This is a genomic window from Mesorhizobium sp. AR07 (assembly GCF_024746815.1).
Lineage (GTDB): Bacteria > Pseudomonadota > Alphaproteobacteria > Rhizobiales > Rhizobiaceae > Mesorhizobium.
This window is the reverse complement of sequence record NZ_CP080525.1, coordinates 1,173,344-1,195,070: the sequence shown is the minus strand read 5'-3', so window position 1 is coordinate 1,195,070 and position 21,727 is coordinate 1,173,344. Positions and strand designations below refer to the sequence as shown.

The 21,727-nt window shown below is 59.1% G+C and carries 17 protein-coding genes and 1 tRNA gene; 8 read left to right on the top strand and 10 right to left on the bottom strand.

The window, feature by feature from the left end; genetic code table 11:
• Window positions 1-34: 34 nt before the first annotated feature.
• Complete coding sequence (locus BPNPMPFG_RS06225; RefSeq protein WP_258594007.1) at window positions 35-289, bottom strand: hypothetical protein; 255 nt, start codon at window positions 287-289, stop codon at window positions 35-37.
• Between the two features lie 465 nt (window positions 290-754).
• Between BPNPMPFG_RS06225 and BPNPMPFG_RS06220 the strand changes: the two genes are divergently transcribed.
• Window positions 755-1,756, top strand: coding sequence for a tyrosine-type recombinase/integrase (locus tag BPNPMPFG_RS06220; protein ID WP_258594006.1), 1,002 nt, complete (start codon window positions 755-757; stop codon window positions 1,754-1,756).
• Window positions 1,757-1,900: 144 nt separating this feature from the next.
• Complete coding sequence (locus BPNPMPFG_RS06215) at window positions 1,901-2,455, top strand: recombinase family protein (RefSeq protein WP_258594005.1); 555 nt, start codon at window positions 1,901-1,903, stop codon at window positions 2,453-2,455.
• On the opposite strand, the gene BPNPMPFG_RS06210 is transcribed toward BPNPMPFG_RS06215, so the two are convergent.
• The 6 genes from BPNPMPFG_RS06210 to BPNPMPFG_RS06185 form a co-directional block, all read right to left on the bottom strand.
• A complete protein-coding gene (locus tag BPNPMPFG_RS06210; RefSeq protein WP_258594003.1) occupies window positions 2,452-2,781 on the bottom strand; it encodes a hypothetical protein in 330 nt (109 codons plus the stop codon). The genes BPNPMPFG_RS06215 and BPNPMPFG_RS06210 overlap by 4 nt on opposite strands.
• Window positions 2,778-3,347, bottom strand: coding sequence for a hypothetical protein (locus BPNPMPFG_RS06205; RefSeq protein ID WP_258594001.1), 570 nt, complete (start codon window positions 3,345-3,347; stop codon window positions 2,778-2,780). Before BPNPMPFG_RS06205 ends, BPNPMPFG_RS06210 begins: the two co-directional genes overlap by 4 nt.
• 226 nt (window positions 3,348-3,573) lie before the next feature.
• Window positions 3,574-6,672: a DUF3987 domain-containing protein gene (locus BPNPMPFG_RS06200; protein WP_258593999.1), complete on the bottom strand. Its 3,099-nt coding sequence runs from the start codon at window positions 6,670-6,672 to the stop codon at window positions 3,574-3,576.
• A gap of 50 nt (window positions 6,673-6,722) precedes the next feature.
• Window positions 6,723-6,968 (bottom strand): helix-turn-helix domain-containing protein, encoded by a 246-nt coding sequence (locus BPNPMPFG_RS06195; RefSeq protein WP_258593998.1) that lies wholly within the window; start codon window positions 6,966-6,968, stop codon window positions 6,723-6,725.
• Between the two features lie 86 nt (window positions 6,969-7,054).
• On the bottom strand, window positions 7,055-7,684 hold the full coding sequence (locus BPNPMPFG_RS06190) for a hypothetical protein (protein WP_258593997.1): 630 nt from the start codon (window positions 7,682-7,684) through the stop codon (window positions 7,055-7,057).
• 173 nt (window positions 7,685-7,857) lie between these two features.
• Window positions 7,858-8,067 carry a helix-turn-helix domain-containing protein gene (locus BPNPMPFG_RS06185; RefSeq protein WP_258593995.1) on the bottom strand — a complete coding sequence of 70 codons (210 nt, stop codon included), beginning with the start codon at window positions 8,065-8,067 and terminating at the stop codon, window positions 7,858-7,860.
• A 681-nt stretch (window positions 8,068-8,748) separates the two neighbouring features.
• Here BPNPMPFG_RS06185 and BPNPMPFG_RS06180 point away from each other — a divergent pair.
• Complete coding sequence (locus tag BPNPMPFG_RS06180) at window positions 8,749-12,291, top strand: DEAD/DEAH box helicase (RefSeq protein ID WP_258593993.1); 3,543 nt, start codon at window positions 8,749-8,751, stop codon at window positions 12,289-12,291.
• Entirely contained in the window at window positions 12,288-14,030 is a 1,743-nt protein-coding gene (locus BPNPMPFG_RS06175; RefSeq protein WP_258593991.1) for a phospholipase D-like domain-containing protein, read from the top strand. The genes BPNPMPFG_RS06180 and BPNPMPFG_RS06175 overlap by 4 nt, the downstream gene beginning before the upstream one ends.
• A 233-nt stretch (window positions 14,031-14,263) precedes the next feature.
• Here BPNPMPFG_RS06175 and BPNPMPFG_RS06170 read toward each other — a convergent pair.
• The 3 genes from BPNPMPFG_RS06170 to phaC form a co-directional block, all read right to left on the bottom strand.
• A tRNA-Glu gene (locus tag BPNPMPFG_RS06170) sits at window positions 14,264-14,338 on the bottom strand.
• 505 nt (window positions 14,339-14,843) lie between these two features.
• Window positions 14,844-16,085 (bottom strand): YcbK family protein, encoded by a 1,242-nt coding sequence (locus BPNPMPFG_RS06165; protein WP_258593990.1) that lies wholly within the window; start codon window positions 16,083-16,085, stop codon window positions 14,844-14,846.
• Between the two features lie 173 nt (window positions 16,086-16,258).
• Window positions 16,259-18,094: a class I poly(R)-hydroxyalkanoic acid synthase gene (phaC, locus tag BPNPMPFG_RS06160; RefSeq protein WP_258593988.1), complete on the bottom strand. Its 1,836-nt coding sequence runs from the start codon at window positions 18,092-18,094 to the stop codon at window positions 16,259-16,261.
• Between the two features lie 98 nt (window positions 18,095-18,192).
• Between phaC and BPNPMPFG_RS06155 the strand changes: the two genes are divergently transcribed.
• From BPNPMPFG_RS06155 to BPNPMPFG_RS06140, 4 genes are all read left to right on the top strand, one after another.
• On the top strand, window positions 18,193-18,585 hold the full coding sequence (locus BPNPMPFG_RS06155) for a hypothetical protein (protein ID WP_258593986.1): 393 nt from the start codon (window positions 18,193-18,195) through the stop codon (window positions 18,583-18,585).
• A 60-nt stretch (window positions 18,586-18,645) separates the two neighbouring features.
• Entirely contained in the window at window positions 18,646-19,863 is a 1,218-nt protein-coding gene (locus BPNPMPFG_RS06150; RefSeq protein ID WP_258593984.1) for an LL-diaminopimelate aminotransferase, read from the top strand.
• A gap of 46 nt (window positions 19,864-19,909) precedes the next feature.
• The gene (locus BPNPMPFG_RS06145) at window positions 19,910-21,223 is read left to right on the top strand and encodes a homoserine dehydrogenase (RefSeq protein ID WP_258593982.1); all 1,314 of its coding nucleotides are present in this window, start codon (window positions 19,910-19,912) and stop codon (window positions 21,221-21,223) included.
• 136 nt (window positions 21,224-21,359) lie between these two features.
• Window positions 21,360-21,716, top strand: a complete 357-nt coding sequence (locus BPNPMPFG_RS06140; RefSeq protein WP_258593980.1) for a hypothetical protein — start codon at window positions 21,360-21,362, stop codon at window positions 21,714-21,716.
• The last annotated feature ends 11 nt before the right edge of the window (window positions 21,717-21,727 follow it).

Sequence of the window (21,727 nt, the reverse complement as noted above, 5' to 3'; positions counted from 1 at the left end):
CGCCCGTAGCGCCCTCCAGATTGCTATCAATGCGTCAGGCTCGAACTGCCCGGTCGTAAGCCTGGTATAGGCCTCTCAGGGCGCTATGGAACGCCCGTTCGATCTCTTGAGCGCCCTCCAGCGTCGTCAGAATGGACAGGCGCACCATGCCTTTGTGATGCGATGGATCTGTCAGAAGTGCCCAGTCGGTTTCCAAGTTCGACATGCCGCATGCGCGGGCGAGCTCTTCGTTTTCTAGCCGGTTTAGATCGGCCACGTTTCCTGTCATGAAGTCGATGATCGTTGCCATTTTGCTTGTTCACTTTCCCCGCGTTTCAGGCGGAATAGTGCCCGGGGTGAAACGACCGAACAAGCTCGGCCCTGCGCACCTTTAAGCGGCTCACGCTCTGGACATCCGCGCGCAGCCCCGGGACCTATGTGACTATCCTAATGGAGATAGCTTGTTAAGCGGCGTTTCAGGCCGTTTATAAGCATAGTTAATAAGAAACCTGACGTCAATCTCCGTATTATGGAAATTATAGTCAATTCCGTCGCGCGTCATATTTGACGTAGCACAATGTTTGCTTGATTTTAACTACAGAATCGCCGTACTCGGCCAAAATCTGCAATTGATACTTGGTGTGCATCTGTGGCGAAATCGGTTCCCTATCTCAGGCAGGCCTCGAGCGGAGTGTTTTACATCCATTGGACGCAGGACCGTATCGGTAAACGGGTCACAACGCGTACGCGGGATCTAAATCAGGCCAAAAGGGCGTTGAGCTCCTACCTTTTGGGCAGCAAGCCACGAGCGACACCGCTCACCGTCCCACCTGCGGCACAGCCGGCCATCCTGCCCTTGGGAGAAGTCTGGAGCATATATTTCCAGCGGCACATCGTAACGAAGCTGATTTCGTCCGACACCGCGAAACAGGCGTGGAAGCAGCTCGAACCGTTCTTTGGCACGCTGCCCGCTTCCAACTTGACCCAAGCGACGGTCGATGACTATGCCGATAAACGCATGTCTGGCCTGCTCGGCCGGAAGGTGGGCTCCCCCACCGTTTTGAAAGAGTTGGCCTATATTCGCGCCGCATTGAAATTCTGTGCCGATCGTGAATTTGTCCCATCCACCTTTGTGCGGAAATTGACGCTTCCCGAACCTGGGGAGCCGCGACAACGTTGGTTGCGGGAAGATGAGATCAAGCGCTTGAAAGACGCTGCCTATGAGATGCGAATACGCCAAGGCGGACCGACAGCGGATCGCCTTTCTCGCATGGAGCGATTCATCGCTTTGGCTTTGGAAACTGCAGGCCGGCAGCAGGCTTTACTCGATCTGACTTGGGATCGCGTAGATTTCGAAATTCGTGTGATCGAGCTGGACGTGCCTGGCCGAAAGAAGACTAAGAAACGGCGCGCGACGGTCCCGATCTCGGATGTTTTGTTGCCGGTGCTGGAGCGTGCTTACGCTGAGCGGATCAACGACTTGGTGCTGGATAACAAGGGAAAATGCTGGGCGCTGCTTCAGCATGTCGCCATTGAGGCCGGGTTCGCTGACGATAGCAAGCGAGCTAGATTCGGCCAGAAACCAAAAGCCACCGGAATTTCACCTCACGTTTTTCGTCACACTGCCGCGACGATGATGGCGCGAAGGGGTGTGCCGCTCTGGAAAATCAGCAAGATTTTGGGCAACTCGCTAGCAATGGTCGAGCGAGTTTATGCGAAATATCAACCTGACGATTTACGAGACGCTGTGAACCTAATCTCGAATAGACCCAAGTGACCTACCTGACTTTGGGGCAAGGTTTTGGCAGCGGCCGAGTGTGTCAGGTTTTTGGGGCGATTATTCTGCCAATGGGATTGACTTAAAATTTTGGCAGGCTCATATTCTGGCATCTAGACCCTATTGGCAGAAAGGCCATCGACCATGCTCGCGGGATATGCCCGAACCTCGACGACTGATCAGACTGCAGGACTGGACCACCAAATTGCTTTGCTCAAAGCGGCAGGATGCGAACGCATTTTCAGCGAGCATGCTTCCGGCGCCAAACAGCGCGACACCCTGGACGAAGCACTTCGGTTTGTGCGGCAGGACGACATTCTGGTCGTAACCAAGATGGACCGCTTGGCGCGCGATCTCCGCAGCCTACTCGCGGTAGTCGACGATCTGGAAAGGCGCGGCGTTGGACTTCGAATTTTGGATTTCGCCGGCGAGACAATAAACACGCGTTCGGCGACCGGAAAACTTCAGCTCGCTATGTTCGCCGCGTTCGCCGAGTTCGAGCGCCAGATGATGCTGGAACGACAGCGCGCCGGTATCGAAAAGGCGAAGGCAGACGGGAAGTACACAGGCCGAAAACCGAAGGCCATGAATCAGGCCGACAAAATTCGTGAGCTTGCCTCACTGGGCGCCACGCGATCGGCTATCGCGGCCGACCTCGGCATTAGCGAGCGGTCGGTGTACCGCGCCCTCTCGGCCTAATCGAAGACGCTCTGATCGGCTGTCTGCTGTTTACCCCGCCCCCGCTTCAGCAGCCGGTTCACGGCGCGAGTGAGCTCTTCGGGCGCCATCTCGTGAGGCGCCTTGCTTTGCTCGGCCTGCCGGTCGGTTTTATCCAGCATGCCGCCAACCAGCAGCAGAGTGCGCTGGGAGCTGGCCTTCGCGACGGCCGGCGCCTCTGGATCCTTGCAGATTGCGAGCGCTGTTTCGTAGGCCACCTTCACGCCCTCGCTCCTGGCACGGCGCAACACGTTAGCGCGAATGGCATCCTCGGTGTCGTCCGGTTCATCGTCCATTTCATTCGTCATCCGAAAACCCCCAATTTCTGTTCGATCTGCCGCCGTGTTAGCTCAGCCTTGAGTTCGTCGAGTAGGGTTTGCAATTCCTGATCTTTTGGCGCCGCGGGCGGCGCGGCCATCCGTTCCCGCCATTCTTTGGATTGGCGTATGTCTCGCCGACGTTGCTCGCGATCGGCCGCGCTACCGGGTTTATGAGTGCGTTGCCATTGTGCATATGCCTCGCGCTCATCCGGCGTCATCCGTTTGACGCGCTTCTGACGCTTGGCAGCGGCTCGCTGCAGATCATTCAGCTTTCGATTTAGCTTGGCGGGCGCGTTTCGCGAATTGCGGGCCGGCCAAACGGGCTTGTGCCAATTTTCGCCCTTGGGCGTTCCAGAACCATGAAGCCTGCAGCGCGCGTGTCCCTCCTTTGCAGGGTTTTTGCAGGGCTCTCCAGTCGTGCGAGCCAATGCGCCGCATCGAGGCTTTGCCTTCCATGCCGCCAGATTCTTTCGCGCCTGGGCGCCACAGATCGCCCGCCACTGCGCCGACTTTGTCCACGCAAGCAAATGGTCGGCGCGGCCCCGGCGCTTCACCGGGCCGATCCGATCGATACGGGCGCGTGAGGTATCGCGGCTTGACGCCTAAGCGGCAATCGCAAACCCGCATCGCCGACAAATTGTCCACTCTGGTGCCCGGCGGCAAAAGCGGCTTGTGCGTGTGTTAGATCGAACGACCTAACCGGAATGTTTAGTATAAGAAGGAATGGAAGAAAGCACATTGATCTTGCGCGTACGCAAGCCGCTTTTGCCGCTATTTCCCTCATTGTGCCGCCCCGACGTTGGACAAGTTGTCCTCGCTAACCCATTTTCGACCTTGGCCAGCGCGCGCAATCGCCTCCCGTTTCCGCAACCGTTCGTCCTTCTCTCGAACGGCCTGTTCCTCAAAGCGGACATGGACGTTCGGATTGACCCGCCAAGCAGCGGGTCCGTCCTCCGCGCGCTTCTCAACGGTGCACCAGCCCAAGCTTTCAAGTTCGCCCATGGCATCAAGCAGCTTTCGACGATCTGAACGGAGGTCTTTCCGAGCGTCAGTAATCGTCTTGCGTTTCACGGTTTCCAGGTCGGGGTGCGTGAGGAGATAGCCGGCGATCCATCTTGCCTCGGTGGCTGTCGTGTTCGGCTCGAAGTAATCAGAATAGAAACGGAGACTGTGCCGGAGCAATAGCCGTGCGATCTTCACCGCCCGTTCCACAGTGCCGGCTTCGATCTCATTTTCTGGATCGACGTCAGCGCCTGAGTAGCCGACTTCCAACGCGTGCATGGTCAAAATGATGCGTGGCAAAAACAGGCCCCACTTTTCTACGTGGCCCCTCCATGCGTCCGACAGGCCCAGCGCTGAGCGGAGATACCGGATCTGTTTCATAGCAGCAGTGAGCACATCGTGGGCTGCCGCGGACATTTTTAGGGGCGGGCAGTACGGGTACTCTACGAGGGCCAGGCGCCGAATCGCCTCGGTGTAGGCGGTAGCGGCTTCCCGATCGGGATACTCGTCATGCTGTTGCCGTTCCGCACCGTCGTCGAGCACCATGATGAACCGCTGGAGCATACCGTCGACGCCAAGTCCCCGAGTGATCTCTCGCATCTTCGCGGGCTGCGACGATGCCATGACGGTCATGAGCGTCGAGTCTGCCCGAAGGGAACCGGCGCTCCGGCGGTCGACGGTGATTCCGTTACCGTCGAAGAAGCGCAACATTTTTGAGCGGTCCCCATCCGCGCCTTTTTTGTATTCTCCGAGCGAGGCAAGCAGGCCGGTAAGCTCGTCAGGAATTCGCCCGATACCGCGCGGGTTATCACGATGGATGTATATCTGTTCCTCCAGTGTCGCGTCGTCGACCGTAAACCTCTTGATAGGAGGCCGTGGTCCGAGAGCCGGCGCACCTTTCCGCTGGTTTCGTTTTGCAGCCTCCCATGCGTCTACCGCTGGCCTGCTACGGGCAAAGCTCTCGCTGTCGAGATCGCGAAGCGGTTTGAACGCGGCGTTAATTGTCGGCGATTTTGCGCTTCCAGGCTCGGCCACCAGCGTGATCCACAGACCAGCGGGCTGGATAAACGCGTCATCAAACTTTTTGGCGCGGATGCGCAACGAGGCGCCCACTGCGCACGACGCAGCGCCGAACGCTGCTGCCGCTGCAAACATCTCCGGGACGCCTTTCCTTCGGCTCTCACTCTTTATCCAGCGTTCCAGCATTGGGGGCATGCAGTCACGCGGCAAGCTCGACAGATCGCCGACGGCGTCATGCCCGAAAATGTCGACGGGGTCCGGCCAGTCCGTGTGATCTGCAACGGACAACTCCGGCTGTTGAGGTGATGCCGCAACCGCAACTTGTCTATCTTCGATGATCTTTCGCAGGTCGACGTCGTCGCCCCGCAATTCGGCAGCGAATTCGATCCGGGCGAATTTCTCGGGATCGATCGCGCGCAACGCGATCAGAACGTCGGCGTTCGAGTTGAGTTTTTCCGCCGACCATGATGTTGGGTCTTCGCCGGCCGCGAATTCGAAATACTGGATCGACCGTAACGTCTCCCAGTTAAGCCCGACGGCGCGGGCGATTTGGCCGGAGGAATTCCGCCAGGTTGCCGTCTGCTCAAACGCCGGGAATTCGGGGCCAGCTAGCTTTTGGCATAGCCAAGTGAGGGCCTCCGGTTCTGTTGGCCGCCTGACCGACGCATCGGGCTCGCCAACGACAGCGAAAGGCAAGTTTCCTTGAGCGCCATAGGTCGGGCATCCGCCGAACGATATGTCGCCGTACTCATCGACAGCGCCGAATTCCTGGATCATTGACGCAGGTGAGTGGCTGCGCTCGGTCCCGTGATCGAATACCCCGTCTCGATATATAGAGAGGTCTTCCTCGAGATCGCGTTCGAGCTCTGCGGAAGAAATTCGCCATTCGTGATGCTCGCCTCCGACGCAAGGAACGACGGATGGCACCCATTCTAGGCGTCGTGCCATCACCTCGCGAAGCAGCGCAACGTCCGGAGTGAAAGGAGGCTCCAACTCCCGTCCTGCGCCCCCACCAGACGCCGCCATTCGGAAACCGTGTGTCCTCAGCAGCGGCGGCAGCGCCGCGACGATGGCCTCCAGCTTCGCCGCGTCCAAGGTTGGAAGAGCGTTGAGCGGTGTTGACGTCAGCGACGATCGAATCTCGGCGCCGGAAGCATGCCTTCCTGCTACGACAACCTGCTGGCCTGAAGCGAGAAATTCAATCGCGTGTTCGCGGTCCGATACCTCGTCAGCGATACGGAAGATGCGCTTCCCCATTCGTTCAGCCAGGCGAACGAAAACCACGCCGCTGGTGGAGTTGTCGCGCCACCGGCGAGGCAAGTGATCCACTTCGACTGCGACCGTCTCCGCGACAAGGCTTCTGAACGCGTCGATCAGGCTCCGGGCGCGGTCAGCTTCAGCACCAGCTTCGGCCGTCGCGATCTTCACGTCGATATCGAACGCACCGACGTCGCCGGTGACGAGGCATAGATTAGCCTGCGGCCATTTCCGCCAAGCATTGACGTCTGCGTCGGTGGGGGTCTTGTTCCGCCAATCCTTCAGGCCATACCAGGCACTATCCCGGAACTGGCCGGGAACCTTGCCGTCGCTGATCCGCTGCACAGGCTCCTTGCTAGCGTCAAAAAACCAAGTCAGGGCGCCCGGTGGGGGGCACGCGCGCAACATCGGCAGATAGCCGCCCGCGATCAACCGATCGAGATCGCTGCTCGGCTTTGGCGCCGCTGGCCTTGCGATTGATACCGCTGCCGGGGGCTGATTGTGAGCATGCTCATTTTGGACGCGGGTCCCCTTCAGCGACGCCATATAGAGCCGGAACTTGTCAACGTCGCCCTGCGGTATTATATTACCGGTGTTCATAAATGCCTTTCAGGTCAATTGCCTTTCCCGAGGCAATTGACCTTTCCGTTTCAAGTGTTGTCGACTACGAGCCTCAAATAGGGGATCGGCGACTTCAGCTTCGGCCGCCGTTGGTTGATCAGAAATTCGACGTCCGAGCGCAGAACGTGGAGCCGGTTTCGGGGTCCCATGCGCGACGCCGAGAGCTGGCCGCACGAAATCCAGTTCCTGATCCAGCTTGCTGTTCGCTGCGAAATCGCTGCGGCCTCGGCAACCGTCAGATATTCGGGTGGGTCACCTTCTCTTGAAAGTCTCATTGGTCGTCATCCTTGTGTTGGGAAATGATGATGCGAGCCAGGCGCGTGCGAAAACAGCGCTATTTAATTGGCGCAGATCGCACATCTCAGGCCGTCACTTGACGGCTCGCTAGTTCAAGAGCTCGGGTGAACCGGGTTGGAAAATCGTCGATTCTTGCTGCGAGCTCGCTGCCCTTCAGTCGACTGAAACGTGGGTGCTTTTTGGCTTCTTGCCACAGAAACAGCAGCCCGCGGACCGTGCTTGTCAGACCAATCAACTCCGCCCGTAGTAGCAGATTGGTGTCGACGACGCTTTGGCGTCTGATTGCGGCATTGACCACGCCGAGCAGGTCGGCGTGATATCGTGTGTTGGCACGACGAACATGGTGATTGTCTAAAGCGCTTTCCTTTCCCTGGATAGCGCCACGATTTAGGAGTTCGGCAACTCGATTGAAGCGATCTCTTTCGCTGCGGCCCGGGGGCAGGACAGACACCACGCCCGCAATGATCCTAGCAGCGCCTTTGAAGTGATCGAGGTAGGAAGGCGTGTTGGCCAGCAGATTGTTCTGCAAGGCATGTTCTGCGAGACGCAACTCATTCAAGCGGCGACGAATATAGACTTCGATCTCAGGAGGGTAGGGTGCCACCAACTGTGAAGCCCGAATCCCGATTTTGCGCAAATCCTCGATGATGTAATCGCGGAAGTCGGCTTCGAACTGTGCAAGCAGCGGGTTCACGCGCCGCATCCAACTCGCCACTTCCGGTGACGTTCTTTCGTGGATCTCAAATGGCGGCCAATAGAGTTCTACCCCTAGGTCGGCTGACAGGCGTTCGGAGCCGGCCAACAAAAATGCGAAGCAGCTATCAACATCAGGTTTCGCGAATGAGGCCGCCTTATGCCGTCTCCCGGTCATGACGCTACCTCGACGCACTTCGCCAGGAAGGCATCCGCGTCGACGCGCCGAATGAGCGTTCGCCCACCGATCTTCGCCTTCGGCAACCGATTGTCGTGTAGGAGTCGCCACACGCCCGCCCGCGAGATACGGAAGTAATCGGCGAGCTCATCGACGGTGAACACTGCGGGCTGCACCACGGCGCCGGCTCGAACCGCGCGGCTCACGACTGAGTCCCCGCTCGCAACCGTTCCGTACGCTGCTGGCGAGCGGCCGCGCCTCGCTTTGAAGGCGTCCACCGTTCCACACCGTCGATCAACGGAAGGATCGAAGTGACCATAACAACCGTGCGCCCGGCGAAGCGTCGGAAAACGAGCTGTCCCTCCGCTTCCAGCCGATAGAGACTCGTGGACGAAACACCCAAAAGATCGGCTGCCAACGTGAGCGGCAACCATGGTCGCTCCCGCCAAGGGATTTCAGGCTTTGGGTTACGAGATACTTTGGTCGAACGCGACTCATGGGTCGCTTGCGAATGAACGGACATCAGTTGGCCTTTCCAGCGGGCGCAACCGCGCCACTCGGTGGGTTCTTCAGGCCAATCCAGCCAATCCGTTTCGATCTTCTAAGACTAAGGTAGCGCCCGCCGATAGTCAATTGCGAAAGACGAAGGTGGTACTGCTGCGGTCATTCTGTGGGATACAGGTGACGTTGTTGAAGACAATATTTTGTATGTCATTTTTCTCTATGACTTTAATATGCTTCGCATTTCCAGACTGTTCCAAGACGTAGCCACAGTGTCGAATAGAGCATGCGGCGCATGAAATTAAATGAGATCAAGCTCCATATCGAAAATCCCCTCCTTGCAAAACAGTCGGCGGCATTTCTTTATGTGAGTAGCGGAGGGCTTTATGAAGAAATCTAAAGATCAGAAATTTCTCGACCGGTACGACGATCTGCGCAGACTTTTTCCGGGAGATAAACACGGGCGTTCGGCAATCTGGCAAGGCACAGACATTGGCGGAAGCCGGCTACTCATTCGGTGTTGGCCCAGAAAGCGCGGCCAGAATGACGAAGAATTGGAGGATATCTGGCGGAGTGAAATACGGCAGTTACACAGCCTAGCTGCTCTTCCGGCTGCCGCAGAACTCGTAAGTAGGCTGGTTGCGAGCGGGAAGGATTCGGAAGGGTTCTACCTCGCGATCGAGGCGGGTGACGCTATGCCGCTACAAGCGCTTCTGGATTCGTCCCGAAAGCATAGCGTGCTCGTATCTCACCGGATGCCCCAGGTCCGAAGCCTGATTTGGCAGAACTTCAGACGAATTATAGAGGGCGTGGAGCTTTTGCATTCACAAGGGACTTTGCATCGCAACATCGACCCTTGGGCGATCATGACAAGTCTCTCCTCCGAGCCGGACTTCCGGCTCACGGGATTCGAGTGGTCGATGCGTATCGCCAAAACGGCCGAACCAGACAAGAAGGGATCAGTCCGCCCGGCTCCTCGGCCGAGGCCCGCGTCATCATTCCTTGGAGACTGGAACGATCTCGCATTGCTGATCGCGACTGTGTTGGAAATACCTCTGGCTAAGTTGACGGATCTTCGCCTAGTGCCCTCGGCGATTACGGATCATACGACGGCGGCGGAAATCCGTCTCTTGAGGACAATGCTTGGCCTTATCCCAGTTGATCGCCTCGATGGCGACGAGATGATCCGGCAGCTAGACGCCATTATTACGACTTCCGTGGCGGAGGTACTACGCAAGGATGCTCATCTGCATGTCGCGCTCACCCTTGGCCAGGGCAGCAGGCTGACGGAAAAGGTTCGAGCTGCAAGCGGAAGGTCTATTGACGCAACAGAGGTCGACAAGCAAATCGACTTCATTGCTGCCGATCTTGGAGAAGCCCCCCTTTTTGTTTGCTGCGAAACGGAAATGGGCGCAATCCACTACCAGCTTTGCGGCAGCCTACTGAGTTATAAGATTCGGGCATGGAAGCAGCCAAACTCGACCGAACCCGAAACTTGGGAGTTCGCTCGCTGTGAAGATGCAGAAGTCGAGCTTCCGTCACACAAGGTGTTGCTCGCCACCAAGCCAATTGATTTGAGTAGCCTAGACTTCATGGAGCGTGGAGATGCACGCCACTCATTTCCACGCCTCCGTGGCAAGACGCTCTCGTGGGAACCTGTCCTAAAGGCATTGCAAGCCACCAATAAGAAAAAGACCGCTGAACAACAGACCCACCAAGCCGTTGTTCTCCTGTTTTTGTTGGAGCTTGTCTATGCTGCAGCCGATATCTTCCCAGTGAAGGTGCTACCGAGTTCCGAGGCAGCTCAGCGAGGCGATACGTTTCGCATACATGTCAAAAGCGAATCCGATGTCTCCCGGCAGGCACTGTCCAGCGCGCTAAAGCTACTCTCACCAGCTCGGCGTCTATCCCAGATTTTAGACAGCGGAGATTTGAGAGAAGAGAACGCTTGGATGCTTCTTGAGAGGGGGGAGCTGGGTGAGACTGTGCAGATGACGCAATGGCGCCTCATCGATCCTGAACGCGATGAGAACGAAGGTGCTTTCCAACTTGAGGGAACCAAACCACCCCAGGTCGAAGGGCCTGCATACCTCGCCAAGGCACAAGCGGGTACCATCGTCCAGCTCAAGAGGCGCCTTAGGGCGCTGGTGGAGCTAGGACGGCACGTCGAACTACTAAAAATGCTAAACGATCCTCGTGGCCGGATAGATGACAGCCAGGACCGGCTGGATACCGAAGATACAGAATACGCTGAGCTGGACGATTCGAAGCAGAGCGCATTAGGTCGCATTTTCGGGACGGTCCCGCTGTTTCTTCTTCAAGGCCCGCCGGGCGTCGGCAAGACCTACGTTGTAAGCGAAATTGTGCGCCGCCGGCTAAAAGACGAAGGGACGTCACGCTTTCTGCTGACTGCACAAAGCAACGCAGCTATTGACCATCTCATGGATGAGATACGACCCATGTTCAAGGATGCGGCCGATCCACCGCTAATCGTGCGAGCTCGATCGATCGAGGACGATAGGAAGTCGGAGGGCGTCGAAACCGAACATATAGCTGCAAGCATCGTAAAGGATCTCGCGGCGAGCTCGTTGTTGGACGAGGGCACACCGGGGGTGCAGGAGCGCGTGCGCGCGCTTGCCGAAGAATATGGCGGGAAACCGGAGAAGAACAAACCCAGGAAGAGAACAAGGACATCGTCTGACAGGCGAGCGATCGAGAGCATGATCCTTAGATCTGCTAATCTTGTCTTTGCCACAACTAACTCGGCGGCGGTCGAGACCCTAATCCAAGATCGCGGGCTGTTTGACTGGACGATCGTAGAGGAGGCCGGCAAAGCTACAGGCAGCGAACTGATTTCGCCGCTCCTGCTATCCTACCGGCGTTTGATGATTGGCGATCACAAACAGCTCCCTCCATTCGATTCCGAGCGGGTCGAAAAACTCCTCGCCGACCCTGAGGCCGTAAAAGCGGTGTTAAGGGTGGGCGAAGACATGATCTCGCGCCAGCTAAAAGACGCGCTGCTGGAAGAGTTGATCGCCGACGTCAAGGCAGATGGAAGCGACTTCCCTGCGATTTGTGCACTCGCGCTGCGCTTCTTGAAGATGTTCGGATCTTTCGTTGAGGACGATTACGAGTTTCTCAGGACGCATCCGCGTGCGCGTCCCATTGCTCAGAAGCTTTTAGAGCAGCACAGAATGCATCCTGCGATAGCAAAGATCGTGTCCGATTGTTTCTACGAGGGCACACTGAAGAACTACAAGAAAAAGGAGCAAGAGTTTCTGACTACGGCGCCGCCAGTGCATCTGAACATTGGCAACGCAAAGGCCCCGATAACCGTGATCGACGTCCCTTACTGTCAAAAGAAAGTTGCGTACTCACAATTCCAGGATGCGGCGCCGAACTGGCGAAACGACAAGGAAGTCGACGCCGCGGTTTCGGTATTGAAGCACCTCGTCGCAATCACCAGGCCGGACGGAACGAAGCCGACGTTGGCGATCCTTTCTCCGTATGCCGAGCAGACTAGACGGCTAAAGACCGCTGTGAGGGCGGCCATCGAGGCTCGCGAGCTTGACCTTTCGATTTTCGACCCGGCCGTTGGCGGTGCCGAATACATTGGCACGGTCGACTCCTTCCAAGGGGGGCAGGCTGACTGCGTTTTGATTAGTCTCGTTCGCAACAACGTTCATACCGACCCGGACAAAGCTCTCGGCTTTCTGACCAAAAGCCACCGAATGAATGTTCTGCTTAGCCGCGCGAAATGGAAGATGGTGTTGATTGGATCAATGGGATTCTACGAATACATTCTATCGAATGGCGAAAAGCCCGACGTGGACCTCAAATTCTTCCGCGATTTTTATAAGGCGCTGATTGAGGCACCAAAGGACGCTGTTGAGATCATCGACTATCACAAACTGGCAGGGACGAAATGAGAACCGTGCATATTGTCTTTCCAGTCTTCCGTGGGGCGAGAAAGTTCAAAATTGAAAAAGGGAGACGCTGGAGTGTGATCGAGCATCTTGTCCTGCAAGCATTAGCCAGACGTCCACGGTCCGCTCGTGAGTTGTCGGAAGCGGCTGGGGGTCTGCCGCGTAGGGTAATCATCGAAGCAATCACGCGTCTAATGCGGGCGGGGTGGGTCGAATTACAGTCGTCTGGGTCGACAGTTATCTTTGACGCGACGAACGCCGGCAAGGTTAGGTCGGTCGATTATGAACTGCCATCAGCAGTCACACTGATTGACAAATGGCGGAGCTTCCGGATCGATGCGCACACCGGCGCAGCCTTTCGTGTCGGCGATCTCACAACATCCCACTGGCACAACCTTCCGCAAACGAACGATGAGCAGATCGTCCATCTCATCGACAAGCCTACGATCGACAGCGAAAACCTTAGCGAAATTTTCAACGCAATCGAGGGGCAGGACGAACTCATCGTCGGCGTGCACCCTTCAACTACTCGACTCTCGAAAACATGGGGCACCGTTGCGTATCGCCACGGAGTGGCGGAAGGAATTCCTTCGAGAGCGCCCAAGGCGTTCGTGGATTTTATCGAAAGGGAATACGAAAAGGTACGGCAGGACGAGATCAGCCTGCCGGAACCATCTAGGCCTGCGATTGCATCCGAGCCCAAAACCAAGGCAGACAACAGCTACCTTTTCGATCATTCAGATCTAATCCTGGACGGGCACCAGCACGAGGACGCATTTACCAAGTTAATCAAAAACGCCGATACGAGAATCCTCGTCCACTCGGGTTTCGTGACGGACAACGTCAACGCGGTTCTGCCTAAGTTGCTCGCTGCTGCCGGTAGATCGGTTAGAATCGATCTGTTTTATGGCCAGGACGAGAAGGAAGGCGCTCGTACGAGCAGCGAGGAGACGATCGAGCATATTAAGAAGAAGATTGCGGGCACCGGCCTTCGCGAGATGTTTCGCATCCATCCATTCTCCACCGAGTCACACTCCAAGATAGCCATCGCGGATGATCGGCAGACTGGCTCTTGGACAGCGCTGGTAGGTTCTTGCAACTGGCTTGCATCAGGCTTCACGAGTTTCGACGCGTCCGTGCGACTCAGGGACCCACGGCTGGTAGGTCAACTCATCTGCACCTTGGGAAGGATGGCAAAGGGACGGATTGGCGTCTGGAATGACGCCCACGTTGCAGGTCTGTTCGTTCTTGGTCGGTCTGTAGAGCGGATGCCGCCTAAGAACGGCAGGAAGGCGGAAATCGATTTACTGTTCACGGGCGACCATGCGCCGCTGGTAATGGAGGCCGCTCGTAAAGCCAAGGAGCGCGTATTCGTTTTAAGCCATCAATTTGGCATCGCCGGAAGGCCCGTCACAATCTTCCCGTTAATGGACGTCGCCAGTTCGACGGGCATCGACGTTTTAGCATTTTACGGGAAACCTGCCGGAAAGAAGACGGCTGCCGAGCTCCTCGATTTGCGTGAGCAATACGGCAAGGCGGGCTTGAAGCTACGGTCTGTTGAACGTCCACGCTTGCACGCAAAGGTCCTAGGCTGGGATCAGGACGATATCGCAATTAGCAGTTTCAATTGGCTGTCTGTTGATCCGAATGACCAGAAGCCGCTCCGAGAGATTGGTATCAGGATCAAATCGGGCCGCGTTGCTGAGCAGTTCCTTCGAGATTTCGAGCGGGCGCAATGGTGAGCGCGAAGACCCGAAGATGGGTGGCCGCGCGCCTAGGCGGCGCCAAGCACCTTTCCCAAGGCTGACTCTTTAACAATTGTCTCTACCTGTGTCGCACCAGACAACACTCTGCGAGCGTCGAATCTAGAAAGAATCGGACTCAGCCCGCGAAAATTGAAAACAACGAATCCGGCAACGAAAATTCGCCACCACTTTGCAGGCCTAAAAAATATCAATTGCGTCAGGTGGTTAACTGGTACGCCCAAGGGGAATCGAACCCCTGTTACCGCCGTGAAAGGGCGGTGTCCTAACCGCTAGACGATGGGCGCGCTCAGACGAAGCGGCTTATACTGGCGTTGTGCGCAACCGGCAACCCGTCACGTGTCGCCTTGGACAACTTTTTTCCAGCCTGTCAAAGCAGGGATTTTGTCGCGTCCGGCAAGGCGCCGGTGTGTCGCCAATTTTGCCGAGTGGCGGCCTGCTAACGTGGGCAAGGGAGGGAAGACTTTGATCCGCGCATGCATGCCTTGGCGATTGGTGCGACGCCTATCGCTTCGTCATCCACGGGCGGAGCAAGGAGCGAAGCGACGCGGCGCAGACCCGAGGATCCATGCCGCGACTTCTGAGCGCTGCTGCAGTGCAGGATTCTGCTCCGCTGCACACTTCGATTGAGGTCATGGCATGGATCCTCGGGTCTCCGCGACGGAGCTTCGCTCCTGCTTCGCCAGTGGATGACGAAGTTCGGAGGCTTCGGCCAATCCCCAATGTTTGGGATGGCCTACCAGCGCGAACTTGGCGACAAATTCAACCCGTCAGATTCTCCGTGCGCCGAGACTAGCCCTCGCCACCGCCGCTGCGCCTACGGCAGCGCCAGTTCCAGTCGCGCTCGGGGCCGACGTCGACGTGGACGGATTCGGTGTGGCAGTAGGTGCCGACGCCGCCGCGGCCAGGCATGGTTCTGATGTAGTTCGCCAGCTCCCATTTCGAAACGCCGGGGACCTGGATGTCGGCTGCGGCGCAATACATGTGTAGCGAATTCTTGGCGCCGTTGGCGCGGCGGTTGCGGGCCGGGTCGCGGTAGCCCGAGGTCACCGTCATCTTGCGGCCGTAGTGGCCTTCGATCGTCTTCAGCACACGAACCAGCGACGGCTTCAGGCAAGCCACATCGACGCTCTCGTTCTGCTTGAGCAATCCATTGGGCGCCAGCCGGGCCATGCCGGCGGCGGAGGCGACCTGATAGGAGCCGCCGATTGGCCCCGCGTCCTCATTGAGATCGACGTCGCTTTCGTCATCGAGGCCGGATTTGCGCTTGATCTCGAACAGGGCCGTCTGGCGCACGCCGGGCAGCGCATCGCTGCCAGTGATGTGGCCGGTTTCGCCGCCGGTGGAGGCCAGCTGCACCGGTTTTGTCGTGGAATTGGCCGAGGCCAGCGTGATGATCGGCTTTGCTGCTGCTGGCGCCGGCTTGGCTTGCACTGGGGGCTCACCCGACCTGGTGTTGACGAGCGGCGTGGCCGAAGCGGGCGTGGCGCCAAACATCGAGGCCAAGAAGCCTTTTTTCTTCGGTGCGTCGGGCTGCGGCATCTCGCCAGCCGTCACATAGACCGGATTGTCCATCACTGGCGCGGCGGCCGGCTTCGGCGCGGCCACGCCGGCATCGGCGGCGGCAATCTGTTGGGCGACCGCGTCGGTCTGCTGCGCCGTCTGCGCCGGTTGCTGCAGCGATTGCGGGGTGTTTCCGGCGATCGTTTCGGAGCCTGCCGGTATGGTCAAAGGAAAGGCGGCTTGCGGTTTGGCTATCGGCACATAGGCGACCTTCTCCGGGAGCGCAGTGTCGCTTGCCGTCATCACGGTCGCCTGCTCGGTCGTGACCTGCGTCGAATCGGCAACGGTGGTCGCCTTGCCGCTCGAGGCAGCGCTTATGTTCGATGCGGTGGCATTGTAGCCGGGCATTCCAACCGACATGGTCGGGTCGCTAGCCGAGGTGCAGGAAGCCAGAAGCACAGAGCAGAGCGCTGCCACAATGGCGCGGCGTTCTCCCTTTGCGAGGCTCCAACCTGCTGGTTTCAAAGTCAAATTCCCCCTCGATGTCCGGTCGGTATATCTCCGATCCGGAAACGAGACCTGTGTCAAATCCGCAAGCCCGGAAGTATTTTTGCAGTGATTGCCGAATTACGGCTGCTTGATGGTTGACGACACCATTTCGCCCGCTTTTGGCAGCCCGTCAACTCACCAGACATTACAGTCCGTTACACACGCACCTTCACATAGGTACCGGGAGCATCGCCCAAGGTTTTCATATGCTTGCCGGGTTTGCGGGCCGGCACGCGGGTGTTGTCCTTGGCCTCTATCCAGCTTTGCCAGTGCGGCCACCAGGACCCGGGATGGTCGGTCGCCCTGGCCATCCATTCGCCGAAGTCGCCCGTCGGCGTGCCGCCGGTCCAGTACTGGTATTTGTTGGATGCCGGCGGATTGACGACCCCGGCGATGTGGCCGGATCCCGCCATCACGTAGTCGACCTTGCCGCCGAAATATTTCGAGCCGAGGAACACCGAGAGCGCCGGCGCGATGTGATCTTCCTTGGAGGCGAGGTTGTAGATCGGGATGGTGATGTCGCCGAGCGAGACCGTGTGGCCCGCCAGTTCCATCATGCCTTGCGACAAATTGTTCTCGAGATAGCAGTTGCGCAGGTAGAAAGAATGATTGGCGGCACCCATGCGGGTCGAATCGGCATTCCAGTAGAGCAGGTCGAAGGGCAGGGGATCCTTGCCGCGCATGTAGTTGTTGACGACATAGGGCCAGATCAGGTCGCCGGAGCGCAGCATGTTGAAGGCGGTCGCCATCTTGGTGCCGTCGAGGTAGCCCTTTTCGCTCATCGACTTTTCCACCGCCGCGACCTGCTCCTCGTCGACGAACACTTTCAGGTCGCCGGCATGGGTGAAGTCGACCTGCGTGGTGAAGAAGGTGGCCGACTTGATGCGGTTGTCGCCTTCCCGCGCCATCAGCGCAAGCGCTGCCGCCAGCAGCGTGCCGCCGACGCAATAGCCGATCGCGTTGACATCGCGTTCGCCGGTGGCCTTCTCGACCGTGTCGAGGCCGTATTGCAGGCCCTCGCGTATATAGGCCTCCCAGCCCTTGGCGCCGTGGCGTTCGTCCGGATTGATCCAGGAGATGACGAAGACGGTGTGGCCCTGTTCGATCGCCCAGCGGATAAAGGATTTCTGCGGATTCAGGTCAAGGATGTAGAACTTGTTGATCCATGGCGGGCAAATCAGCAGCGGCCGCCTGAGCACCGTCTCGGTCGCCGGATCGTACTGGATGATCTCGGCGACATCGCTGCGACCAACCACCTTGCCGGGGGTGGTGGCGATGTTCCTGCCGATCTCGAAAGGCGAATAGTCGGCCTGGCGCAGCTTCAGGTCGCCCTTGCCGGCGGCGATGTCCTCGGCCAGCATCTTCATGCCGCGCACCAGGTTTTCGCCGTTCGAGGCGACGGTTTCGCGAAACAATTCCGGATTGGTCAGGATGAAATTCGACGGCGAGATGGCGTTGGACACCTGCTTGACGTAGAAGCCGGCCTTGTGGCGGGTGTGCTCGTCCAGACCATCGGCGTGTTCGACCAGGTCGGCCGCCCAGCGCGAGGTGACGAGATAGGCCTGCTTGAGAAAATCGAAGAAGGCATTGCGGCCCCATTCGGGATCAAGGAAGCGCTTGTCGCCGCGCTCCGGCTTGACCGCGTCTTCGGTGTTCTCCGCGGCGTTGCTGGTGCGCTGAATGGCGTTGGCCCAGACCGTCATGTAACCGGAGAACAGCCGCGTCTGCGCTTCCAGCGCGCGCTGCGGATCGGAAAGCCAGTATTCGCTGAGCTTGGAGAAGGTCTTCACCATGTCGACGACCGGCTCGGCAACGTGATCGCGCACATCGCCTTTTTCGCGCGGCTCGGCCCATGCCGAGGCCGCTTTGCCGGCTTGCTCGATCATGCGCGCCATGTTCAGGGCAAAGCGTTCCGGGTCCTTCACCAGATATTGCTCGACGGTCGAAGGCTCGTCATCTTCCGCTTTGCCCGAATCGGGTGTTTTGGACATGGTTCGCGGGGTTCCTCCCGAAGCGTTTTCTTGACATATTAACATGGGACATCCGACCGGGTCCAATCTCGCTCTACCGTGGCTGCCAAGGAAACAATATGACGATTAAGTTTGGCGAGACTGTTTTTTTCGGTGCCGGACGTTTTTGCCGCATCGGGGCCGCAATCGTCCTCTTGGGAATTGCCGCGTGCTCGAGCACCAACACCAGCGGCCCGACGCCCGTCGCCGCCGGCACGGGCCCGAAGGATACCGGCACCTTTCCAAACCTGAACATCAAGCCGCAAGTGGCGGCGGCGCAGTTCACCGACGCCGAGAAGAACGCCAAGCTTGCGCAATTGAAGGCCGACGAGAATGCGCAGGTGGCGAAAAACGCCGACCCCGGCGTGACCGACCAGGCAGCGCTCACGGATCTTGCCAAGAAGCACGGCGACGAAACGCTGAAGCAGATCGAGGGCAAATGCGACCCCGCCCTCGACCCTACCTGCAAATAAGTATATAGCGCGCGCCCAACGTCTTTGAATATCTAGGCCCCTCTGCTGTCTGGAACTGTCATGGAAGAATTTCACAAGGTTCGCCGGCTTCCGCCTTACGTCTTCGAGCAGGTCAACCGGCTCAAGGCCAGCGCCCGTTCGCGCGGCGCCGACATCATCGATCTTGGCATGGGCAATCCGGATCTGCCGACGCCGAAGGCCATCGTCGACAAACTGTGCGAGGTCGTGCGCGATCCGCGCACGCATCGCTATTCCTCGTCGCGCGGCATTCCGGGCCTGCGTCGCGCCCAGGCCGCCTATTATGCCCGCCGCTTCGGCGTGAAGCTCAATCCGGACACGCAAGTGGTGGCGACGCTGGGTTCGAAGGAAGGCTTCGCCAACATGGCGCAGGCGATCACCGCCCCGGGCGACGTGATCCTGTGCCCCAATCCGACCTATCCGATCCATGCCTTCGGCTTCATCATGTCGGGCGGCGTCATCCGCTCGCTGCAGGTGGAGCCGGATGACGGCTTCATCCCGGCGCTCGAGCGCGGCGTGCGCCATTCGATCCCGAAGCCGCTGGCGCTGATCCTCAACTATCCGTCGAACCCGACGGCGCTGGTCGCTTCGCTCGATTTCTACAAGGACGTGGTCGCCTTCGCCAAGAAGAACGACATCATCATCCTGTCCGACCTTGCCTATTCCGAGATTTATTTCGACGGCAATCCGCCGCCCTCGGTGCTGCAGGTGCCAGGCGCCATCGACGTCTGCGTCGAGTTCACCTCGATGTCGAAGACCTTCTCCATGCCCGGCTGGCGCATGGGCTTTGCCGTCGGCAACGAGCGGCTGATCTCGGCGCTGACGCGGGTGAAATCCTATCTCGATTATGGCGCCTTCACGCCGATCCAGGTGGCGGCGGCACACGCGCTCAACGGCGACGGCGCCGACATCGCCGAAGTGCGCGACATCTACCACAAGCGCCGCGACGTGATGGTCGATGCCTTCGGCCGCGCCGGCTGGACCATTCCGGCGCCGGCCGCATCGATGTTCGCCTGGGCGCCGATCCCGGAGCCGTTCCGGCATCTCGGCTCGCTCGAATTCTCCAAGCTGCTTATCGAGCATGCCGACGTGGCGGTGGCGCCGGGTGTCGGCTTCGGCGAACATGGCGACAATTTCGTGCGCCTGGCGCTGGTCGAGAACGAGCACCGGATCCGGCAGGCGGCGCGCAACATCAAGCGCTTCCTGTCGGCCAGTGCCAAGCAACCCAACAATGTGGTGCCGCTTTCCGCTCACCGGTAAGCCTGCCGCGGACAATTTCGATCTGATTTGAGGGACGTCGCCTTCTATGGCTGAAGCACTGCGTGTTGGAATTGCCGGCCTCGGTACGGTTGGCGCGTCGGTGGCGCGGGTGCTGCGCGACAAGGCGGCGGAACTGACCCGCCAGTGCGGGCGCGACATCATCGTCACCGCGGTTTCGGCGCGCGACCAGAAACGCGATCGTGGCGTCGATGTCAGTTCGGCAAAGTGGTTCGACGATCCGGTCAAGATGGCGCAGACCGCCGATATCGATGTGCTGGTCGAACTGATCGGCGGCGACGAGGGGCCGGCGCGCGCCGCGGTGAAGGCGGCGCTGGAGGCCGGTCGCCACGTCGTCACCGCCAACAAGGCGCTGCTGGCCAAGCATGGCGTGGCGCTGGCCGAGGCCGCCGAGAAGCGCGGCGTGCTGCTCAACTACGAAGCGGCGGTTGCCGGCGGCATCCCGGTCATCAAGACGATGCGCGAGGCGATGGCCGGCAATTCGGTCACCCGCGTGTTCGGCATTCTCAATGGCACCTGCAACTATATCCTGACGCGCATGGAGGCCGAGGGCATCTCCTTCGACGCCTGCCTGAAGGATGCGCAGCGGCTGGGTTACGCCGAGGCCGATCCGACCTTCGACATCGAGGGCCACGACACCGCGCACAAGCTGTCGATCCTGACCAGCCTTGCCTTCGGCACCAGGATCGCCGCCAACGACATCTATATGGAAGGCATTTCCAACATCACCCAGGCCGACATCCGCGCGGCCGGCGACCTCGGCTACCGGATCAAGCTGCTGGGCGTCGCGCAGCGCACCGAGAGCGGCATCGAGCAGCGCGTGCACCCGACCATGGTGCCGACGGCCTCGGTCATCGCGCAGGTGCACGGCGTCACCAATGCGGTGGCGATCGAGACCGACATATTGGGCGAATTGCTGCTCTCCGGCCCCGGTGCCGGCGGCAACGCCACCGCCTCGGCGGTCATCGGCGACATTGCCGACATCGCCAAGAGCCGCCCCGGCTTCCAGCACGGCCCGGTCTTCGGCCGGCCGGCGAAGGAGCTGAAACCCTACAAGAAGGCGCAGATGCGCAGCCATGCCGGCGGCTACTTCATCCGGCTGACCGTGCATGACCGCATCGGCGTCTTTGCCGCAATCGCCAAACGCATGGCCGACAACGACATTTCGCTGGAATCGATCGTCCAGCACGCGGTCAATGGCGAGGCCGAGGCGCAGAAGACGGTGATCCTGGTGACGCACGAGACGACCGAGGCCGCCGTGCGCAAGGCCGTCGACGGCATCACCAAGGACGGCCATCTGACAGACAAGCCGCAGGTCATCCGCATCGAGCGGGCAGGGTAGCTTTCCCTTCTGGTTGCCGCGCGGGGCAAGAATCCCGCCGGTGTTGCGCGTCGGTCCGATGGCAGGCAGCCACGATCGACCGGAACGAATTCGTGTCGGCGCCGTTCTCTTGGTCAGCAACCAGAGGAGCCGCTTCATGGCCGATACCAACAAGTCCGACGTCCCGCATATCGACGACATCCAGAAGACGCTGGAAAAGCAGATCGCCGAACTGCGCAAAGAGATCACCAAGATCAACAAGAGCATTTCGGCGCGGGGTGCGGAAATGCTCGATGATGCCAGCGAGCAGGCTTCCGAATTCTATGACACAGCCGCGGCCCGCGCGTCGCGAACCGCGCAGCAGTTGCGTACGCAGGCCCATGCGGTGTCGGAAGTGGCGCGCGAAAATCCCGGCACGACGACGGCCGTGGTTGGCGTGATCGGTTTGCTCGGCTTTCTGGCCGGCCTCGCCATTGGCCAGTCGATGAACGACAGCTCGCGCCGCTGGTATTGACCGCGCCGTGA